The 18,947-nt window shown below is 61.8% G+C and carries 19 protein-coding genes and 1 pseudogene; 11 read left to right on the top strand and 9 right to left on the bottom strand.

The genetic code is table 11. The annotated features are described in order from the left end of the window. Positions 1 to 7 precede the first annotated feature (7 nt). Positions 8 to 490 carry a DUF2867 domain-containing protein gene (locus C8K58_RS03105; protein ID WP_108572979.1) on the bottom strand — a complete coding sequence of 161 codons (483 nt, stop codon included), beginning with the start codon at positions 488 to 490 and terminating at the stop codon, positions 8 to 10. A gap of 198 nt (positions 491 to 688) precedes the next feature. Between C8K58_RS03105 and C8K58_RS03100 the strand changes: the two genes are divergently transcribed. Together C8K58_RS03100 and C8K58_RS03095 are read left to right on the top strand one after the other, a co-directional pair. Continuing rightward, entirely contained in the window at positions 689 to 1,327 is a 639-nt protein-coding gene (locus tag C8K58_RS03100) for a hypothetical protein (RefSeq protein ID WP_027608435.1), read from the top strand. 74 nt (positions 1,328 to 1,401) lie between these two features. Then, complete coding sequence (locus C8K58_RS03095) at positions 1,402 to 1,986, top strand: hypothetical protein (RefSeq protein WP_027608436.1); 585 nt, start codon at positions 1,402 to 1,404, stop codon at positions 1,984 to 1,986. Between the two features lie 83 nt (positions 1,987 to 2,069). On the opposite strand, the gene C8K58_RS03090 is transcribed toward C8K58_RS03095, so the two are convergent. Genes C8K58_RS03090 through C8K58_RS03075 form a run of 4 tightly spaced genes read right to left on the bottom strand, consistent with a single transcriptional unit; the run spans position 2,070 to position 5,326 of the window. Further along, entirely contained in the window at positions 2,070 to 2,267 is a 198-nt protein-coding gene (locus tag C8K58_RS03090; RefSeq protein ID WP_027608437.1) for a hypothetical protein, read from the bottom strand. Further along, positions 2,264 to 4,219: an FUSC family protein gene (locus C8K58_RS03085; RefSeq protein ID WP_092357023.1), complete on the bottom strand. Its 1,956-nt coding sequence runs from the start codon at positions 4,217 to 4,219 to the stop codon at positions 2,264 to 2,266. Before C8K58_RS03085 ends, C8K58_RS03090 begins: the two co-directional genes overlap by 4 nt. Next, the gene (locus C8K58_RS03080; protein WP_027608438.1) at positions 4,219 to 5,127 is read right to left on the bottom strand and encodes an HlyD family secretion protein; all 909 of its coding nucleotides are present in this window, start codon (positions 5,125 to 5,127) and stop codon (positions 4,219 to 4,221) included. Before C8K58_RS03080 ends, C8K58_RS03085 begins: the two co-directional genes overlap by 1 nt. A 10-nt stretch (positions 5,128 to 5,137) precedes the next feature. Then, a complete protein-coding gene (locus C8K58_RS03075) occupies positions 5,138 to 5,326 on the bottom strand; it encodes a DUF1656 domain-containing protein (RefSeq protein ID WP_166655288.1) in 189 nt (62 codons plus the stop codon). 117 nt (positions 5,327 to 5,443) lie between these two features. Here C8K58_RS03075 and C8K58_RS03070 point away from each other — a divergent pair, with 117 nt between their 5' ends. From C8K58_RS03070 to C8K58_RS32935, 3 genes and pseudogenes are all read left to right on the top strand, one after another. Next, on the top strand, positions 5,444 to 6,298 hold the full coding sequence (locus C8K58_RS03070) for a helix-turn-helix domain-containing protein (protein ID WP_092357020.1): 855 nt from the start codon (positions 5,444 to 5,446) through the stop codon (positions 6,296 to 6,298). 41 nt (positions 6,299 to 6,339) lie between these two features. Next, positions 6,340 to 7,113 (top strand): annotated as a pseudogene (locus C8K58_RS32940) (PAS domain-containing protein); the annotation flags it as partial. A gap of 102 nt (positions 7,114 to 7,215) precedes the next feature. After that, the gene (locus C8K58_RS32935; RefSeq protein WP_370671255.1) at positions 7,216 to 7,653 is read left to right on the top strand and encodes a methyl-accepting chemotaxis protein; all 438 of its coding nucleotides are present in this window, start codon (positions 7,216 to 7,218) and stop codon (positions 7,651 to 7,653) included. A 177-nt stretch (positions 7,654 to 7,830) separates the two neighbouring features. Here C8K58_RS32935 and C8K58_RS03060 read toward each other — a convergent pair whose 3' ends face one another. Together C8K58_RS03060 and C8K58_RS03055 are read right to left on the bottom strand one after the other, a co-directional pair. Further along, positions 7,831 to 8,820 (bottom strand): AraC family transcriptional regulator, encoded by a 990-nt coding sequence (locus C8K58_RS03060; protein WP_108572977.1) that lies wholly within the window; start codon positions 8,818 to 8,820, stop codon positions 7,831 to 7,833. 7 nt (positions 8,821 to 8,827) lie between these two features. Further along, on the bottom strand, positions 8,828 to 9,889 hold the full coding sequence (locus tag C8K58_RS03055; RefSeq protein WP_027608443.1) for an NAD-dependent epimerase/dehydratase family protein: 1,062 nt from the start codon (positions 9,887 to 9,889) through the stop codon (positions 8,828 to 8,830). Between the two features lie 235 nt (positions 9,890 to 10,124). Between C8K58_RS03055 and C8K58_RS03050 the strand changes: the two genes are divergently transcribed. The 4 genes from C8K58_RS03050 (at position 10,125) to dapA (ending at position 12,847) form a co-directional block, all read left to right on the top strand. After that, positions 10,125 to 10,745 carry a LysE family translocator gene (locus tag C8K58_RS03050; RefSeq protein ID WP_108572975.1) on the top strand — a complete coding sequence of 207 codons (621 nt, stop codon included), beginning with the start codon at positions 10,125 to 10,127 and terminating at the stop codon, positions 10,743 to 10,745. 10 nt (positions 10,746 to 10,755) lie between these two features. Further along, positions 10,756 to 11,148, top strand: a complete 393-nt coding sequence (locus C8K58_RS03045) for an ester cyclase (protein WP_108572973.1) — start codon at positions 10,756 to 10,758, stop codon at positions 11,146 to 11,148. Positions 11,149 to 11,181: 33 nt separating this feature from the next. Next, a complete protein-coding gene (locus C8K58_RS03040) occupies positions 11,182 to 11,661 on the top strand; it encodes a VOC family protein (RefSeq protein ID WP_108572971.1) in 480 nt (159 codons plus the stop codon). A gap of 322 nt (positions 11,662 to 11,983) precedes the next feature. Then, positions 11,984 to 12,847: a 4-hydroxy-tetrahydrodipicolinate synthase gene (dapA, locus tag C8K58_RS03035; protein ID WP_108572969.1), complete on the top strand. Its 864-nt coding sequence runs from the start codon at positions 11,984 to 11,986 to the stop codon at positions 12,845 to 12,847. A gap of 786 nt (positions 12,848 to 13,633) precedes the next feature. On the opposite strand, the gene C8K58_RS03030 is transcribed toward dapA, so the two are convergent. After that, entirely contained in the window at positions 13,634 to 14,326 is a 693-nt protein-coding gene (locus C8K58_RS03030) for a GntR family transcriptional regulator (RefSeq protein ID WP_043293882.1), read from the bottom strand. A gap of 2 nt (positions 14,327 to 14,328) precedes the next feature. Then, complete coding sequence (atzF, locus tag C8K58_RS03025; protein WP_108572967.1) at positions 14,329 to 16,125, bottom strand: allophanate hydrolase; 1,797 nt, start codon at positions 16,123 to 16,125, stop codon at positions 14,329 to 14,331. A gap of 246 nt (positions 16,126 to 16,371) precedes the next feature. Here atzF and C8K58_RS03020 point away from each other — a divergent pair, with 246 nt between their 5' ends. Together C8K58_RS03020 and C8K58_RS03015 are read left to right on the top strand one after the other, a co-directional pair. Further along, entirely contained in the window at positions 16,372 to 17,748 is a 1,377-nt protein-coding gene (locus tag C8K58_RS03020; protein WP_108572965.1) for a pyridoxal-phosphate dependent enzyme, read from the top strand. Next, on the top strand, positions 17,745 to 18,911 hold the full coding sequence (locus tag C8K58_RS03015) for a cystathionine gamma-synthase (protein WP_108572963.1): 1,167 nt from the start codon (positions 17,745 to 17,747) through the stop codon (positions 18,909 to 18,911). Before C8K58_RS03020 ends, C8K58_RS03015 begins: the two co-directional genes overlap by 4 nt. The last annotated feature ends 36 nt before the right edge of the window (positions 18,912 to 18,947 follow it).

Genomic DNA, 18,947 nt, shown 5'->3' with positions numbered 1-18,947 from the left:
CCAACCTCTACGGCCTTTCAAGGCTTCTCTTCAGTCGGCGCAGATGACTACTGACGATCACTTTATGGGCGAGCCCTACCGGTAACATGTAGATGCGTCCATAGAGGTTATGCGTGACGACCGATGATGTGATGGTGAGCACACGATCTGTTATCGAAAGGCAGATCATGACATCCAGATGCCTGTCGCGCTCGGTAAGAACCAGGATATCGGAGGCGCTGTGCTCCACCAGAAAGAAATCCAGGTGTTCGCCTGCGTGTACCGTTTTTCGCGCAACGCCGGAGAACCCGCCGATTCGCCTCACACCGAATAACGAAGAGATTGCGTCCCTTATTCGGAAAGCCAGCCGCATGGCCAGCCCCGGCTCAGCCGTTGTGATGTTCCACGCGTCAAGCATGGTGATTTCAACGGGGAGCTGAACCGACCTAATGTGGTAGTAATCGAGCTCCGACAGTGTACGCAACGTGTGGGCTGGTGATGTGATAGGCAATTTTCATCCCGTCCAGTGGGCCAATTTTCATTCCCGATAACATCCGAGGCTGAGTGTTATGCGGCTATGTTACGTCAATGTACAGCCGCCATGAACGTCCCCTCCCTGTCCCTTCCCCTGTGTATCGCAAGTGGGCGAACATATCCCCGCCATAGTATGGTTGCGGCCCCCAACCCTCACAGGATATGAAGGTTACCCATGCGTTTACTGTTTCCCCTGGCCGTCAGCTTGACGCTGATCGGCTGCGCCACCACCAAGACCGACGTTCGCAACGAAGCACACATCAGCCGATATGACCCGACCACTACCGCGCGTGTCCGCCTGATCACCGGTGACACCACCCACGCCGGCTTTATCAGTGGCCAGACCTGCGAGATGTTCTACAACGAGTCCCTGCTGACCAAAACCCCCGAAGAAGCCGGATGGCAAACAGCCCATGTCGACTCGGCGGGGCTCTACCCTTTCCGGGCGACAGACCGCCAGAACAGCGTGATTGGCATGCCTGCCAGCAAGGCGAGCAAAGCCATCAATCAATCGCCCAAGGTGTTTGACGAACATGTCATCCCGGCCGGTAAACCGTTTATTGCAGGGTTCGCCATGGGGGGCTCGCAGCTATCCTGCTTTCCCGCGCCCGTCACGCTTATCCCCGAGCCCGGTAAAGACTATGAAATGGAACTTCAAATGATGAAAATCAGCACGTTCAAGGCCGGCTGCGTGATTGCCGTCCGCCAGCTCTCCACCCAGGCCGACACCACCGTAGAAACGCCGCTGAGACCGCAGGTGTGTGCCAAAACACCGTCGGGCTGGTACACCGTGACCCCAGCGCCCTTGCCTTGATCGCCCCTGGGCAGTTGTTGAACGGCAGTTGCATTTGACTCAATGGTTTTCCTCACACTCATACAGGGACAGACATGGGCATTTTGGATCGATTGTTTGGTGGACGCTTTACCATGCCTCCTCCCGAGGAAACCAACCTCAGCGCTTCAGCGATCATGAAAGAGCTGCGGCCCGAGCGCAGCGACCCCTCCCAGAAAAAAGCCCTCGAAGCCTTTGCCCAGGCGCTGGTGGCGACCACGGCGGAAAAAGAAGGCGCCAGACTTGTCCGCCGCGTTATGCGCAGATACGCGATGGGAGATGACCCCTGCAGTGCCCTCACCGAAGGTTTCCTGAATGACGCCAAGGGGCAAAAACTCGAACACCTTGTACTCCTCAGCGTGGATTGGAGGGGCTATGACGTGTTTGAGTATCTAGCGCCCTTTCTGGTCAGCGCCAGTGGCTTGAAGACGCCCTACGCCTATGTACGGGAAAACGCTACCTCCATGCCACAGGTTCTCGATAACTTTGATCAGTGGCTCGCCCGGTTCGGTAAACGGTTTCTTCACCTGGATTCCGGAGGTGAAAATTACGACGGTTTCATTGTTGACACGGATCGACTCGAAGACGTTATCGAGCTGGCTGGACGAGCGGGAATCCACGTGCGTCTTGAGAGCTTCTGACTCTGCGGCGGGGTGAGGGGCTTCTGCAGAACCTGTTCAATCAAGCCCTCGCCCGATGAATGTCCCTGCCCCGGCCGCAATGATCAGGTTTTCCCTTTCCCGATCATTGCGGCCTTGGACCTGGAGCCCTGATCCCCCCTCGGGCGTTCAGCCCGCTGTTTTTGCTCCTGCTTGAATTGCTGCTGCCAGCGCGCCAGCGCCTCAGCCCCGTCCGATGCCTGCACGGCCCATGGCGTCGACGCGATCATGCCGAAAAGCGTCCAGATAAGGAGTTGCTTCATTTCATCTCACCTTGGTTGTTTGAACTGGAATGGATGCGGATATCCGCGTTGGTAATGCTTGAATAGGTGTCGAGCAGCCCGGCTAAATCCTGGTAGCCAGCCGCCAGAGCGTGAGCCCCCAGCCGGGTCAATGATCTCGACGTCCGACGTGCCTGAGCCGCGCTGATCGCGGGAGTGGAGGCATACCGTGAAATACGCCGCTCGCCCCTTTGCGCACATTTGGCGATTGCTGAGTCAGGTTCCAGCTCCCGTGTCTGGCGTTGCAAAGTCAGCAGCCGGCGGCTCAATTGAAGGGACACAGAGCCGGCGCCGCCCGCCGGTTGGTGACCAGCGCCCAAGAGTGCCTGCAAGGCAACCAATCGGTGCTGTTGCCGGGCCTGCCACTTGAGCAGGTCCATGCGGCGCCCGTGCCGGAGTAAGCGCCGGGTGTCCCTGTGCAGCGCCTGGGTCAGGACGTGTACATGGCGGGCGGATTGCCCCGGCAGTAGCTGGAAGGCCAGCAGGCAGATGGCAAGTGCTACCAGCCAGGCGAGCGCTTGATTGGCGAAGTCCGTGAAGTCGTACTGGGCCGTGCCGCCGGTGCCGACGAGGGTGTTGAACGCGATCAGGTAGGCAATGCCCTGCAAGGCGTGGCGCGGCCGGGTGGTGGCATGAATGCCGACGGTCCAGAAGGCGATCAGCACGACGCTGAGCAACGCGAACCCGCTGATGTGCGGCAACACCAGGAACTTGCACGCCGCTGCCGTTACGATGCCGTACAGCGTTCCCTCGAAGAAACGGCCGATGCCTTGAGCGGGCGCCGGGCTGGTGGCCAGCAAGGTGCAGCACGGGCCCAACACTGCCAGCAAGGTTGGCCCCTGGTCCCAGGCGCTCAGGTACCAGACCGCAGCGGTTGCAAGCGTGGCCGCCAGGGCGCGTAGACCGTTGCGCAGCGCGTCGCCGTAATGGCGGTGGAACCCCACGGCGCGGGCCGGCGTCCGGGGCGCGCGCTCAAGGCAGGCAAAGCTCAGCAAGGCGCTGGACAGGTCTGCCAATTGTTCACTCAAGCACTGCTGGCTTTGACGGTTTTCATGGGCCTGGGCGAGGCGGTGCTGCATCTCCCGGACATGCTCGGCTGCCACGGAAAAACCCGGCTTTGCGTCGGCCAGCTGTTGCAGTTGCGCGCCCATTCGAACGAGGGAAGGCAAGCCACCGTGGTTGAGCGGTGACTCGTCCAGGATCACCCCATGCACATACGCAAGCCCTGCCTGCAGGGTCGCAAGCCTGGAACGGATCAGGCGCGACTCACCTCGGCCGATCCCAAGAAGCTCGTCCACCTTACCCACATCGATGGCCAACTGGCCCTGCGCAATAGCCAGTTGCGCGCCCTGCTCCCCCTCAATTCGCAAAGCCAGCAATCCCAAGGTACGGGCGGCGATGTCCTCAAGTGCCTTGTTCAGTTTGGACTCGACGGTCTTGCGGCTGAACAACGTCGCCACCAGACTCAGGCTCAACACCCCAAGGACCACGGCCGTGCCGCGCGCCACGATATGCTCGAAACCTTGCTGCGGGGCGACAATGGCCGGGCCCAGGGCAAGGCAAACCGTATAGCCTGCGACCACTGCCGCCGTGGCCTGGTAGTGCCGAAGCACGGTCATGGCACCGACACAAAGGCCGAGCCACACCCCGATCCCGAGGATGAACAGCAGCATTTTTTGCGCGAACAGGCCGGTCAGGACCAGGGCGGCGAGCAACCCCGCCAGGGTTCCCAGAACGCGATTGAAGCCCTTGCCGACCACCGCGCCCTGCAGCGGATGGATCAGCAGCAACACGGTCGAAGCCGCCGAGAACGGCGCCTCCAGGTGCAATTGGAAGCCCAGCCACAGGGCCAATGTCGCCGCCGCAAGACTGCGCAGCACATACCCCGAGGTCTCGGGCGACCATGCCCCGAGCATTCGCAGTGCGCGGGCCATCACATGAAATCCTGCAGCCACTGGGTAAGCCGCCAATGGGGGGCGGCCCCCGCCTCGGCGACCTCGATACTCGCGGTCATTCCCGCCGCCAGCTCCACGCCCGGTGGCACCTTGTCCAGCTCAATCCGAACCGGCACACGCTGGGCCAGGCGTATCCAGCTGAAGGTAGGAGCCACCTGGGGCAAGCCGCTGTTACTGCGCAGCTCGTTGCCGTCGGCAATGCCTCTGCCGAGGCTCGCCACATGCCCTTCAAGCAGCGGTGCGAAGCCCATGAGCTTGATGGACGCCGCGGCCCCCACGCGAACACCCGGCAGCTTGGTCTCCTCGAAGTAAGCGGTGACCCAGAAGCTATGGCTGTCGACCACAAAGATATTGGTATCGCCCGCCGCCGCGTAGTCACCCGGCTGCAGCCGCAGCTGGGTCACATACCCGTCGACCGGTGAACGAACCGTCGTACGCTGCAGATCCAGCTGCGCGTGGGCCAACTGGCTCTGGGCCGCGTCCACCCGCGCCCTGGCCACCGCCAGGTCCCGGGCCGCATTGTCGGTCTCCTCCCGCGCAATGGCATCGCCGAGTTGCTGGCGACGGCTGAGCTGTGAGCGGCGCTGTTCGAACACACTGCGCGCCTCGGCAAGCTCGGCCGTTCGCTGTTGCCGGGCCAGCAGATAGGCGCTGCGGTCGATCTGATACAACAACGCGCCCTTGGCGACCCACTGGTTGTCCTCGATCAGCAGTTGTTCAACCTGGCCGGACACTTCGGGGGCAATGCGGATGACTTGCGCACTGACCCGCCCGTCCCGTGTCCAGGGGGCCAACTCATAGGCGCGCCACAACTGCGTACACAGCAGCAGTGCGGTCAAGCCGAGCACCAGGGTGACGAGGGTCTTGAGCAGGTGTTTGATCGTCATCGCCCGCGCCTCAAAACTTCAGCACAAGGATCGAGAGAACGATCAACGACATGCAGAAACGCGCCATGCTCGGGTGCCAGGCCCAGCCCAGCCAGGGCCGCATGATCCGCTCCAGCAGTGCGTAAACCACGGCGGTAACGCCCAGGTAGAGCAAGAAAGGCGGCAGGTAGAGGTGGGCAATCGTGATTTCGCTCAGCATCGTTGAATCTCGCAGTCGGCAATGGCCTTTCTGACGATGGTAGGGACTGCAAGGCCGTGCCGATATTGAGTATGCTGCCAAGATATAATCAAATTCAGACAATCGAGGTGGCGCGACGTGGACGAGACACATCTCTACGGGGTGGATCAATTCGAACTGGACAGTTTCGACCAGCCCGCAGTGGCGTTGATGCTGGGGAGTCAGCGAAACGACACCGAATTCCCCGTCCATACCCACCGCAAAGGCCAACTGGTAGTGGCGTATCACGGCGGCATCGTATGCACCGTAGAGGATGGCGTGTGGATGGTGCCGTCGGGGTTCGGCGTATGGATCCCGGGCGGTATTGCCCACAGCAACCGGGTGACCGCCAACGGCAAGATCGGCTATCTGTTCGTAGAGCCCGGTGCGGCCGCGCTACCGCACACATGCTGCACGCTGGTGCTGTCACCGCTGGTCCTGGAATTGATCCTGCACCTGAGCGCCCAAGCCCAGGACTATCCGCCGGCGTCTGCCAATGCACGCGTGGCGAGCGTGCTCCTCGAACAGTTGGAACTGGCTCCCTCGGAACAGCTGTACCTGCCGCTTCCGGCCACAACGCAGCTGCGTTTCATCGCACGGGGGTTGGCCCAGGACCCGTCAAATCGCTGCACCATGGCCCAATGGGCACGCCAGGTCGCCATGAGCGAGCGCTCCCTGGCGCGCTTGGTTAAAAGCGAAACTGGGCTAACCTTTGGCCAATGGCGCAAGCAATGGCAAATCATCGTGGCCTTGCAGAGCCTGGCCGAGGGCGAATCCGTGCAACGCACCGCCGAAGCCCTCGGGTACGAGTCGGTCAGTTCGTTCATCAGTATGTTTCGCAAGACACTGGGCTCGCCGCCAGCGCGGTACATGCGGCGGACCGCAACACATCAGCGGGGATCCCGGTTGGCTGATGAAGCTTTACCCGTCGAACGGTCTAAATTTGCAGAATGACGTGCCGATAGGCTGGATGTAACCCAAGGAGGCGGTTTCCCATGTTCAATACAAAAGCCAAGAACCAGCTTCACGCCCAGGCAGCCGAGCTGTTGGAACTGCGCCAACTGCGCGATGGCCTGAACCGTGAAATGCTGACGTTGAGCATCGACTCGACATTCAAGATCACCGCATGCAACGACAACTTTGCCAAGTCGTTGGGCTACACCCCGGAGCAACTTCGAGGCCGTGCCATGGCCGAGATCGTGCCGCAGTACGTCTCCAAGCTGCCCTGCTTTCATAATTTTCGAGCGGCGGTCGCCGCTGGCAAGTCCATTACCGACGATTACCGCTACCTGCATGCCGACGGCTCATTGATATGGCTGCATGCACATTGGCAGCCGATTACGGATGCGAGCGGCCAGCTGAGTCATGTCACCTGCTATGCAACGAACATTACCGCCCGGGTAGAAAAAGCCTCGGAAAACACCTCTTTCATCCAGGCATTGCTGCGCTCGACGGCGGTGATCGAGTTCGACCTCTCCGGGCATGTCATCACCGCCAATGAACAGTTCCTGCACGCCATGGGCTACAGCCTGGAGCAAGCCAAAGGCAGCCACCACCGGATTTTCTGCAAGCCGGAGGAAACCTCGTCGCAGCACTACAAGGATTTCTGGGCAACCCTGAACAGGGGCGAGTTTGTAGCCGGCCGATTTGAACGCGTTGACAGCCGCGGCCAGACCGTGTGGCTGGAAGCAACCTACAACCCGGTGTACGACACTGAAGGCGCACTGTGCAAGGTGGTCAAGTTCGCCACAGTGGTCTCCGACCAGGTTGCCCGGGAACAGGAAGTCAGTGGCGCGGCGCAAACCGCATTTGAAATTTCCCGGCAGACCGATGTCAGTGCCGAGCGCGGAGCCGTGGTGGTCAACGACACGATGCATACCATGCATAAAATCGCCGCTGATATGCAGGCGGCTGCCGGCGGAGTCGAAGCCCTCGGAAAACAGTCACTGCTGATCAGTTCGATCATTCAGACCATCAGCAGCATTGCCCAGCAAACCAACCTGCTGGCATTGAATGCCGCGATTGAAGCCGCCCGTGCAGGCGAGCAAGGCCGAGGCTTTGCGGTGGTGGCTGATGAAGTGCGGCAACTGGCCGGGCGCACCAGCACGGCGACGGAAGAAATCGCCTCGGTGGTGCTGCAGAACCAGAAACTGGTGGATGAGACCGTCGCCGAAATGGCCAACAGCAAATCCCAGGCAGAGCAAGGTCTTGAACTCGCCACGCAGGCAGGCCAGGTCATTGTGGAAATTCAGGACGGCGCCAAGCGGGTGGTCGACGCGGTGGGCAGGTTTGCGAATCAGGTGGCTTAGCTTGCCCGCAGTGGCGCAGGCGAATTCGATAGCGATGACATAGCAATCGATGGTGGCCACTGTGGGGCTGTCTTTTGAGGGTTGGATGCAAGGGAACTATTTGCTGTACGCCTGCCCCAGATTCAATGCCTGGGATGCCTGCAACAACCAGCGACTAAAGTGGAGCTTTTTTTCGGATCAATGCTTGTTCTCATGGCGCAAGCGTTCCGGTGTTGTCCCGGTCCAGCCGTGAAAGGCGCGAAAGAAAGAGTTGGGGTCGTCGTAACCCAGCAAGAATGAAATCTGCGTGTAAGGCAGCTCTGAATTGCGGATGTAATGGCGGGCCAACTCTTCACGTAGTCCGTGCAGAACTTGCGAAAAGCTTGTTTTCTCCTCGGCGAGTCGTCGTTGCAAGGTGCGCCGACTGACTGCAAGTTTGCGTGCGACCTCATCAGCACCTGTAATCCCACTTGGCACCAGCTCAAGCAGAACACTACGCACTTGGCTGGCTATGGATGAGTCTCTGGTCAGCTCGGCCAGCCGCTCCTGCAGCTTCGGCTCGAACAGTGCCCACATGGCCTGGTTTTCTGTAATAAACGGGCGCTCGGCGTCGGCGCGGGAAAACTCCAGGCCAATGCTGTCACCTAACTCCAGGGTACAACCAAAGAACTGTTCGTATGCCAGTTTCGGTTCGAGCGTCCTGGGGGAAATGACACGCAGCGGCACGACAACCTGTCGCGTCGCCATGCGTGCAATCTGGACGAAATAACCCAGTTCCACAGCGATCAACGCGGTGGCGGGCTGCTCGCTGGTCGCGCGGAAGTGGATGCCCAGGCGCAGCCGCTCCGGGTGTACCTCGATGTCCAGGTGCATTGGACCGATCAGGGGTTTGAATTGCTGAATACGCTGGGATGCGACAATCAGGTTGGGGCTGCAAAATGCCGCGAAAGTCGCCGGATCGAACATTTCTGCTGAAAAATTACGCAGTATGCGCAGCGGTAACTGCGCATCACCGAGCAATATTGTCAGCGTTTCCCATAGCCGAAAGTAATCCGCGCTCGCCAGGCTGGCATCGCGTCGTTCGAACAGGTCTTTAGGCAGTTGCGCCATAGCCAAGAACTCGCGGACCGGGACGCCCAGGTCTGCGAGCAGTACCTTCCAGCCTGACGAGACGGAGAATCGTTCCATAATGTGATCAACGTGCCTTTATGCGGCCACTTTCTATCAGCTGCGCGAAGAAATCATTCATGGAGTCCTGCATCGGACGATAGCTCACACCCAATATCTCACGGCTGCGACGATTGTCCGCTCGCCATGGCAGGTCAACATTCAGGCTGATCATTTTGCGCGTGAGTCCCTTGTTCATAAGTGGCCCGACCGTCCAGACCAGCCACTTGGGCAGCTTGCGACGAGGGATTGGATAGCGCGCACCATAGCGTTCCAGCAGCGTCTCAGCCATCTTCAGGAAGCTGGTGTTATGCCCTGATACGATGAAGCGCCCTTTGGCCTCTGGGACAAAACCGCCCCGGAAGTGGGCCTCCGCAAGATCCCTGACATCGACGACACCGAAGCCGATGTCAGGCACGCCCATCTTCAGGGTGCCGTCGCCCATCTGACGAATGAGGTTGAAGCTTTCGGAGGTACCGTTGGGGTTCACTCCTGGCCCGATCACCAGCGAAGGGTTGATGGTTACCAGGTGCCAGCGATCCTGTTTCTTTGCAATGGACCAAGCCTCTTTTTCCGCCAGCAGCTTCGAATAGGAATAGGCCTGATGATCGACCGAGGAGCTGGTGTTCCAGATTTCTTCAGTGAACAGCCCTTCTGGGGTCTTGGCCAGGTCGGCATTGTCGCCATAGATGGCGGCGCAGCTGCTAGTCACCACAACGCGCTTTACCGAAGGCGTCCCATTGGCAGACTCCAGAACATTGCGCGTGCCGAGTTGAGCCGGCTCTATCAGTTCTTTGACCGGGTCCTGAATATCCAGGGTGAAGGGCGAGGCGGTATGGAACACGACTTCGCAGCCTTGCATCGCCTTCTGGTAAGAGCCCGGCGCAAGCAGATCTGCCGCGAAGAAGTGGATAGTGCCCGGCATGCTTTCAGCCAGCGCAGCCAGAGGGTGCAGTTTCGATGCATCATCCGGGTCACGGACGGCAGCGTGCACCGTCAAACCTTCTTGCAGCAGGCGGCTGACCAGCCAACCGGCCACATAGCCCGTAGCTCCAGTGACCATTACAGGTTTGGTTTTGTCGATATGCATATCAGGCTCCTGGCTCAGATTTACCCTCAGCTTGCCTGCTATGCCGGTTCGCAGCACTAGCGGATGGTGCCAAGCGACTCGCATAATGCGCCACATGCGCGTGAGAAGGGTTTTGGGCATGACAAGTAGACGAGCCGCTGAGTCCACTGTTGGTCGAAAGCAACGCGCACATTGTCCAACCACCTCCACTCCCCTTATCCTCGACGGTCCCCGTCCGTCCAAAACCGGAGCCGCCATGGACCTCGCCACCCTCGCGCTGTTCCTCCCCGCCTGCTTCGCCCTGAACATGGCGCCCGGCCCGAACAACCTGCTGTCCGTCAGCAACGCCACGCGCTACGGCTACCGCACCTCGTGCCTGGCCGGTGTCGGTCGCCTGCTGGCCTTTGCCGGGATGATCGCCCTCGCCTCCGCAGGCTTGGCGGTGGTGCTGCAGACGTCGGAGTTGTTGTTCTACGCGATCAAGATTGTGGGCGCGGCGTATCTGTTTTATCTGGCGTTCCAGCTGTGGCGGGCTGATCAGCAGGCTGAGGCGCAATCGGCAGGCGCGAAGGTGGGTTTGTGGGCACTGGCGCGACAGGAGTTTCTGGTGGCGTCAGGCAACCCCAAGGCCATCCTGATCTTCACCGCGTTCCTGCCGCAGTTCGTGGTGCCAGGCCAGCCGATCACGCCGCAATTCGCCGTGCTGGGCGCGCTGTTCCTGGTGTTGGAATGGATCGCCATCAGCCTCTACGCCTATATGGGCCTGCACATGCGCCGCTGGTTTGCCGAGCCGCGTGGCAAGCGGATATTCAACCGCTGCTGTGCGGGGTTGTTGTCGGCGGCGGCGACGGTGTTGTTGACCGCACGTAGGGCTTGAGGAAAAAAACATGACCCGCAACCAACTTGCCGACCTTTACCTCGGCTACATCGACTGCCTGAACCGGCAGGATTGGAACCGCCTGGGCGACTTCGTCCACCCTGAGGTGGCCTATAACGCCAAGGTAGTCGGCCTGGAGGGCTACCGCGCGATGCTGGAGCGCGACTTTCGCGAGATCCCCGACCTGGTGTTCCACATCCAGTTGCTGATCGCCGACCCGCCCACCGTCGCCAGCCGGCTGAACTTCAATGTTACGCCCCGGGGCGAGTTTTTCGGGCTGGCGATCAATGGTCGCCAGGTGGCGTTCTCGGAGAACGTTTTCTACACGTTCGTCGACGGCAAAATCGCCCAGGTCTGGTCGGTGATCGACAAGGCGGCGATCGAACGGCAGTTGGCCGTCTAAACTCCATGGACCCATTGTCCGTGGAGACCGATCATGAAACCCAAGAACACCCTCTGCCTCTGGTACAACGGCACCGCCGAGGAGGCTGCGCGCTTCTACGCCAACACCTTCCCCGACAGCACGCTCGACGCCGTGCACCTGGCCCCCGGTGACTACCCGTCCGGCAAACAGGGCGATGTGCTCACGGTGGAATTCACCGTGATGGGCATCCCGTGCATCGGCCTCAATGGCGGCCCGATATTCCCCCACAGCGAAGCGTTTTCCTTCCAGGTCGCCACCGATGACCAGGGCGAAACCGATCGCTACTGGAACGCTATTATTGACAACGGCGGCCAGGCCAGCGCCTGCGGATGGTGCAAGGATAAATGGGGATTGTCGTGGCAGATCACGCCTCGGGTGTTGACCGATGCGGTGGCCAACCCTGACCCGACAATAGCCAAACGTGCTTTCGACGCGATGATGACCATGACCAAAATCGACATTGCGGCGATTGAAGCCGCGATAAAAGGCTGATCCACCTGCACCGGCGCATTCAAGCCACGGGGGAAGTTGACACACCTCGTAATATTCCATGAAGATAGCCCCAGTCTTCATGGGTGTGTCAGCTTATGTCCGCAACCTCAGTGGTTAACCTTTCCGTCATTGGCTTGATTGCCAAGGCGCAAGGTTGCGTGGCGCACGCCCTCAAATCGAAGAAACAGTCGCTCATGTGACCGGGGCGCGCTGTCCCGTCAGATGAGCTGACAGGACATTGAGCGCGGACTCCCTCCCCCTTGCACAATTGCCCATGCCTTTCTGACGGTGACTCAAACGGTCAATCATCAGGAGAAAGTGCATGTCATCGTTTCAAGGTATCTGGGTTCCCGTGGTCACGCCGTTCCAGGACGGCGCCATCGATTTTGTCGGCCTGCGCCGCCTGGTCAGCCACCTGCTGGACAAGCACGTGGCCGGGATCATGGTGTGCACCACCACCGGCGAAGCTGCATCGCTCAGCCGCCAGGAACAATTGGCGGTGCTGGATGCGGTATTGCAACAGGTGCCCGCCCACCGTGTGGTGATGGGTCTGGCGGGCAACAACCAGATTGAGCTGCTGCAATTCCAGGCCGAGGTGCTCAAGCGCCCGCTGGCGGGTTTGCTGGTGCCCGCGCCGAGTTACATCCGCCCTTCCCAGGCCGGCCTTGAAGCGTTCTTTCGCACGGTGGCCGATGCGTCCAGCGTGCCGATCATTCTCTACGACATTCCCTACCGTACCGGCGTGACCTTCGAGCAGGCGACCTTGCTGAACATCGTCGCGCACCCGCAGATCGTGGCGATCAAGGACTGCGGCGGCAACCTGGGCAATACCCTGGCGGTGTTGGCCAGCGGTGAGGCCGATGTGTTGTGTGGCGAGGACCTGCAGATCTTCAATGCGCTGTGCCTGGGTGCCAGCGGTGCGATTGCCGCGTCGGCCCATGTGTGCACCGAACAGTTTGTGGCGCTGTGGCAACAGGTAAGGGACAACCAGTTGGCTGAGGCGCGGGCGACGTTCCTTGGCTTGGTGCCGTTGATCAACACACTGTTCATGGAGCCCAACCCGGCGCCGGTGAAAGCCGCACTGGCGCTGGAGGGCTTGATCGAGAGTGAGTTGCGGGCGCCGATGCAGCGGGCAACCCAGGCGGTCATCGCAAAGCTGCAAAGGCTTTCACGCAAGGCCCAATAACCTGTGGTGAGCGAGCTTGCCCGCTCATCACAATAAGCTTGCGCAGGCTCAACCAATAACGCATTCGAGAGCGCACCTCCACACCCCACGTGATCTGAGGACTACTCGTAACTTGTGGTGAGCGGGCTTGCCCCGCGCTGGGCTGCGAAGCAGACCCAAAACCAGGCGCTGCGGTTTACCTGACAGAACACAGGGAGCCTGATTGGGGCTGCTGCGCAGCCCAGCGCGGGACAAGCCCGCTCACCACAGCAAGCCCGCTCATCACAATAAGCTTGCGCAGGCTCACCCGATAACGCATTCGAGATTGCACCTCCACACCCCACGTGATCTGAGGACTACTCGTAACTTGTGGTGAGCGGGCTTGCCCCGCGTTGGGCTGCGAAGCAGACCCAAAACCAGGCGCTGCGGTTTACCTGACAGAACACAGGGAGCCTGATTGGGGCTGCTGCGCAGCCCGGCGCGGGGCAAGCCCGCTCACCACAACAAGCCCGCTCACCACAGCAAGCCCGCTCATCACAATAAGCTTGCGCAGGCTCACCCATTGCACCTCCACGCCCCACGTGATCTGAGGACTACTCGTAACCTGTGGTGAGCGGGCTTGCCCCGCGCTGGGCTGCGAAGCAGACCCAAAACCAGGCGCTGCGGTTTACCTGACAGAACACAGGGAGCCTGATTGGGGCTGCTGCGCAGCCCGGCGCGGGACAAGCCCGCTCACCACAACAAGCCCGCTCACCACAGCAAGCCCGCTCATCACAACAAGCCCGCTCACCACAGAAGCTCAGGGCATCAGGAAATCTGCCCCCCCACCTGCCGGGCCGTATGCAACCGGTGCAACGTGATCTCGCGCACCGCCTGCTTGCTCAGTTCGATGTGCCGCTTCAGCAGGTGCTGCGCCTGGTCAGCCTGGCGTTGCACGATGGCCGCAAGTATTTGCCCATGCTCTTCGTACGTCGCCGCAATGCGGGGCGCCTGGGTAAAGTCGAGCCGCCGGATGATGCGGATCTGCTCCGTGATGGCGTAGTGCATGCGCGCCATTTCACGGTTGCCGGTGGCTTCCACCAACGCGCAATGAAAACGCTCATCCAGCGCCGATACGGCCTGGGCGTCCTCCAGGCGCTCGCCCTCCTGCACCTGCCAGGTGGCCTGCAACGCTTGCAGCATCGGGTTCGGTTCATCCATCGCACATAACCGGCCGACAGCCGCCAGTTCCAACACGATGCGCACGTCGTAGAGCTCTTCGAAGTAGGCGAAATCGAACGGCTTCACCTGCCAGCCGCTGCGAAAATACACCTCCACATACCCTTCCCGTTCCAAGCGATACAGCGCCTGACGCACCGGCGTACGGCTGGCGTGCATGCGTTCGGCCACCTCGCCTTCGCTGAAGCGATCGCCCGGCAGCAGGCGGAAGTCGAAGATATCCGCCTTGAGCTGCGCGTAGACCTGCTCGGCCAGGCTGTCGGGGCGTGTCTTGGCCCCCATGCTCAGCCCCGGCTCGCAATAAAGGCGCGCCAGCCACCGAACTCGGTAATGTCGAGGGCATCGGCCAGTGCCCAGGGCTCGCAGATGAAGCCTTTGACGCTGCGCCCATCCGCCAGCAGCAGGTTGCCGATCCCCAGCGGTGCGGGGATCTCGGCGACGAACTCGCCGAAGCGTGCGAGGGGCATGTCCCACAGCTCGACGATGATCGCCCGACCGCTGTCCGCCTTGGCCAGCCCTGGCTTGGGCGGCACCGTGCCCGGCAGCGCGTACAGGCGGTAAGTGTCGGCCGTCAGGGTTTGCTCCACCAGCACCGCGTTACGCGTCGTCAGCTGGACATTCAGTGGCATGCCGGTGAGGTGCGCGCCCACCACCGCCACGCGCACGCAGCCGGGGGCTTGGGCGGGTGCGGACGGTGACGGCAGATAACGCTGGGTGGCGCCCAAAGGCAGCTCCAGGCTGGCTTGCCAGCGCTTGCCCAGGTGCGCCAGCGCCGTGTCATGCCAGGCCGGTGCGAGCAAGGTAATGCCGCTGGGCAAGCCATCGGCGCGGATACCGGCCGGCAGCGCCAGGGCCGAGAGGTCGGCCAGGTTGGTGAAGTTGGTGTAGTAGCCGAACTGCGAGTTGTAGCGCACCGGCTCTTCCGCCATCTCGGCCATGGTGCGCAGGGTTGGCGAAGTCGGCACCAGCAAGGCATCGAAACCGGCCAGGCTGTCATTGATGCAGCGGCTCAGTTCGGCTCGCAGGTATTCGGCTTTGTAGGCGTCGCAGGCGCTGTACTGGCGGCCATTCTCGACAATGCCGCGCACCACCGGGTTGATTGCCTCGGGCTGGTTTTCCAGCATGCTTTCCAGGGCCACGGTGCGTTCGGCGACCCAGGGGCCGAAGTACAGCTGGTCCGCCAGTTCCTTGAACGCAGTGAAATCCACCGGGGTGATCACTGCGCCCAACGCCTTGAAGTGTTCGACCGCGTGTTCGAACACAGCCTGGTTCTGGGTATCGCCGAAAAACTCCAGGGCCGCCGGGATGGCCAGCTTGATCGAAGCGCCCACCGCCACTGGCGCCGTGTTGGGGTTGGCGCGGGAATAGGCATCGCTGGCGTCGTATCCCGCCGCAACGTGCGCCACGGTCTCGGCATCTTCCACGGTCAAGGCAAACACCGAGACGCAATCCACCGTGCGGCAAGCCGGCACCAGGCCAGTATTGGACAAACGCCCCTTGGTCGGCTTCAACCCGACGATATTGTTGAACCCCGCTGGTACGCGCCCGGAGCCCGCCGTGTCGGTGCCCAGGGAAAACGCCACCAGCCCACGGGCGACCACCGATGCAGAACCGGAGCTGGAGCCGCCGCTGACGTAATCGCCATTGAAACTGTTGCCCACCGCGCCATACGGCGAGCGGGTGCCCACCAGGCCGGTGGCGAACTGATCGAGGTTGGTCTTGCCCATCAGGATCGCGCCGGTGGCGCGCAGCTTCTGCACGACCGAGGCATCCCGGGTCGCGCGGTAGGCAAATTCTGGGCAGGCGGCAGTGGTGTCCCAGCCGGCCGCGTCGATGTTGTCCTTGATCGCAAACGGCACGCCATACAACGGCAGCTGGGTCATATCACCGCCCAGCGCTGCCAGCCGTTCGCTCAACTGTGCCAGTTGCTCGGCCAATGACGACGGCTGGGCGCGGGCGATCCAGGCGCTGTCCTCGGGGGGGTATTGCGCGGCCAGGGTGAGCAAAATGTCCGGCGTGATCGCGCCGCTGCGGTAAGCAGCCTGCCATTCACCGAGGGTCCAGCCAAAAACGTTGTGCATGGGAAACTCCATCTTGTATCCAAGTTTGGATTTCTCTAAAGCAAAGCCCACGCCAGGTCACTCTGCCAGTGATTACGCAGGTATCGCCGCACAACGTGCGCTTAGATAGCGCACCCGGGCATCGTCCATGCGCCAAAAAAAGACATTCAATCGACCCCTCGGTTGCGACCGACCCGATACCGACCTACTGTTCCAGACCATGCTCTGCCATTTGCTGTCCCCCACCCTAAGCCTTCAGGTGACGACATGCCCACGCTCCCCCGCCCTGCCGTACTCGAGCTGATCGGCAACACGCCGCTGGTTCGGGTCAGCCGTTTCGATACCGGCCCCTGCACGCTGTTCCTCAAGCTTGAATCCCAAAACCCCGGCGGTTCCATCAAGGACCGCATCGGCCTGGCCATGATCGACGCCGCCGAACGCGACGGCCGCCTGCGCCCCGGCGGCACCATCATTGAAGCCACCGCCGGCAACACCGGCCTGGGCCTGGCGCTGGTGGGCCGGGCGAAAGGTTATCGGGTGGTGCTGGTGGTGCCCGACAAGATGTCCACGGAAAAAGTGCTGCACCTCAAGGCCATGGGCGCCGAGGTGCATATCACCCGCTCCGATGTGGGCAAGGGCCATCCCGAGTATTACCAGGACATGGCCGCGCGGCTGGCCAAGGAAATTGACGGCTGTTTCTTCGCCGACCAATTCAACAACCCGGCCAACCCCCTGGCCCACGAGACCAGCACCGCGCCGGAGATCTGGGCACAGACCCAACACGATGTGGACGCGATCGTGGTGGGTGTCGGCTCGGCCGGCACCCTCACCGGCCTGACGCGCTTCTTCAAACGGGTGCAGCCCGAGCTGGAAATGGTCCTCGCCGACCCGGTGGGTTCGGTGATGGCCGAATACAGCCGCAGCGGAAAGCTGGAAACACCTGGCTCGTGGGCGGTGGAAGGCATCGGCGAGGACTTCATCCCGTCGATTGCCGACCTGTCCAGCGTGCGCCACGCCTACTCCATCAGCGATGAAGACAGCTTCGACCACGCCCGCCAGCTGCTCAAGGCCGAGGGCATTCTCGGCGGTTCCTCCACCGGCACCCTGTTCGCGGCCGCGCTGCGCTATTGCCGCGAACAAACCATGCCCAAGCGCGTGGTCACCTTTGTTTGCGACACCGGTACCCGCTACCTGTCGAAGGTCTACAACGACCAATGGATGACCGATGCGGGCCTGCTGCACTACAAGCACTACGGCGACCTGCGCGACTTGATCGCGCGGCGCTTCGAAGATGGCCGCGTGATCAGCGTAAGCCCCGACGACACCCTGCTCACCGCCTTCCAGCGCATGCGCCTGGCGGACGTGTCGCAACTGCCGGTGCTGGTGGACGGCCGCGAACTGGTGGGGGTGATCGATGAGTCCGACATCCTGCTGGGCCTGCACCATGACGCGGCGGACTTCTCCATGATGGTCGCCAGCGCCATGAGCGACAAAGTCCACACCCTGGCCCCTGGCGCCAGCCTGGCCGAATTGCAGGCCGAACTGGACCGCGGCCTGGTCGCCATCATTGCCGACGCGGCGGGCTTTCACGGCCTGATCACCCGCGTCGACCTGCTCAACCACCTGCGGAGATCCCTTGCATGAGCCAGCCCGATAAAAGCGCGTTTGCCACCCGTGTGATCCACGCCGGGCAGTCACCCGACCCGACCACGGGCGCGCTGATGCCGCCGATCTACGCCAACTCCACCTACCTGCAGGACAGCCCCGGCGTGCACAAGGGCTTCGACTACGGCCGCTCCCACAACCCCACGCGGTTTGCCCTGGAGCGCTGCGTGGCCGACCTCGAAGGCGGCAGCCAGGCGTTTGCCTTCGCGTCCGGGCTGGCGGCAATCTCCACGGTGCTGGAGTTGCTGGATGCCGGCGCCCATATCGTGTCCGGCAACGACCTCTACGGCGGCACCTTCCGCCTGTTCGACAAGGTGCGCCAGCGCAGTGCCGGGCACCGTTTCAGCTTTGTCGACCTGAGTGATGTGGCGGCGTTCGAAGCGTCCTTGCAGGACGATACACGCATGGTCTGGGTCGAAACCCCGAGCAACCCGCTGCTGAGCCTCACCGACCTCGCCGCCATCGCCCGGATCTGCCGCAGCCGCGGCATTCTCTGCGTGGCCGACAACACCTTCGCCAGCCCGTGGATCCAGCGTCCGCTGGAGTTGGGTGTCGACATCGTGGTGCACTCCAGCACCAAGTACCTCAATGGCCACTCCGATGTGATCGGCGGCATCGCCATCGTCGGTGACAACCCCGAGTTGGCCGAGCGCGTGGGCTTTTTGCAAAACTCGGTTGGGGCCATCGCCGGCCCGTTCGACGCCTTCCTCACCCTGCGCGGCGTGAAAACCCTGGCCCTGCGCATGGAGCGCCATTGCAGCAACGCCCTCGACCTGGCGACCTGGCTGGAGCAGCAACCGCAGGTATCACGGGTCTATTACCCAGGCCTGGCGTCCCACCCGCAGCACGAACTGGCGCGCAGGCAGATGCGCGGGTTTGGCGGGATGATCTCGGTGGACTTGAACAGCGACCTGAACGGCGCCACGCGCTTCCTGGAAACCGTCAAGCTCTTCGCCCTGGCCGAGAGCCTGGGCGGTGTGGAAAGCCTGATCGAACACCCGGCGATCATGACCCACGCCAGCATCCCGGCGGCGACCCGCGCGCAGTTGGGGATTGGCGACGGGCTGGTGCGGTTGTCGGTGGGGGTTGAGGACGTGGAGGATCTACGGGCAGACCTCGCCCAGGCCTTGGCCCGGATATAAATCCCCCCAGAAAACAAAGATCAACTGTGGGAGGGG

This window comes from Pseudomonas sp. GV047 (assembly GCF_003058245.1).
Classification (GTDB): domain Bacteria; phylum Pseudomonadota; class Gammaproteobacteria; order Pseudomonadales; family Pseudomonadaceae; genus Aquipseudomonas; species Aquipseudomonas marginalis.
Note: the sequence above shows the minus strand (reverse complement) of the source record. Positions and strands in the feature narration are given on the sequence as shown.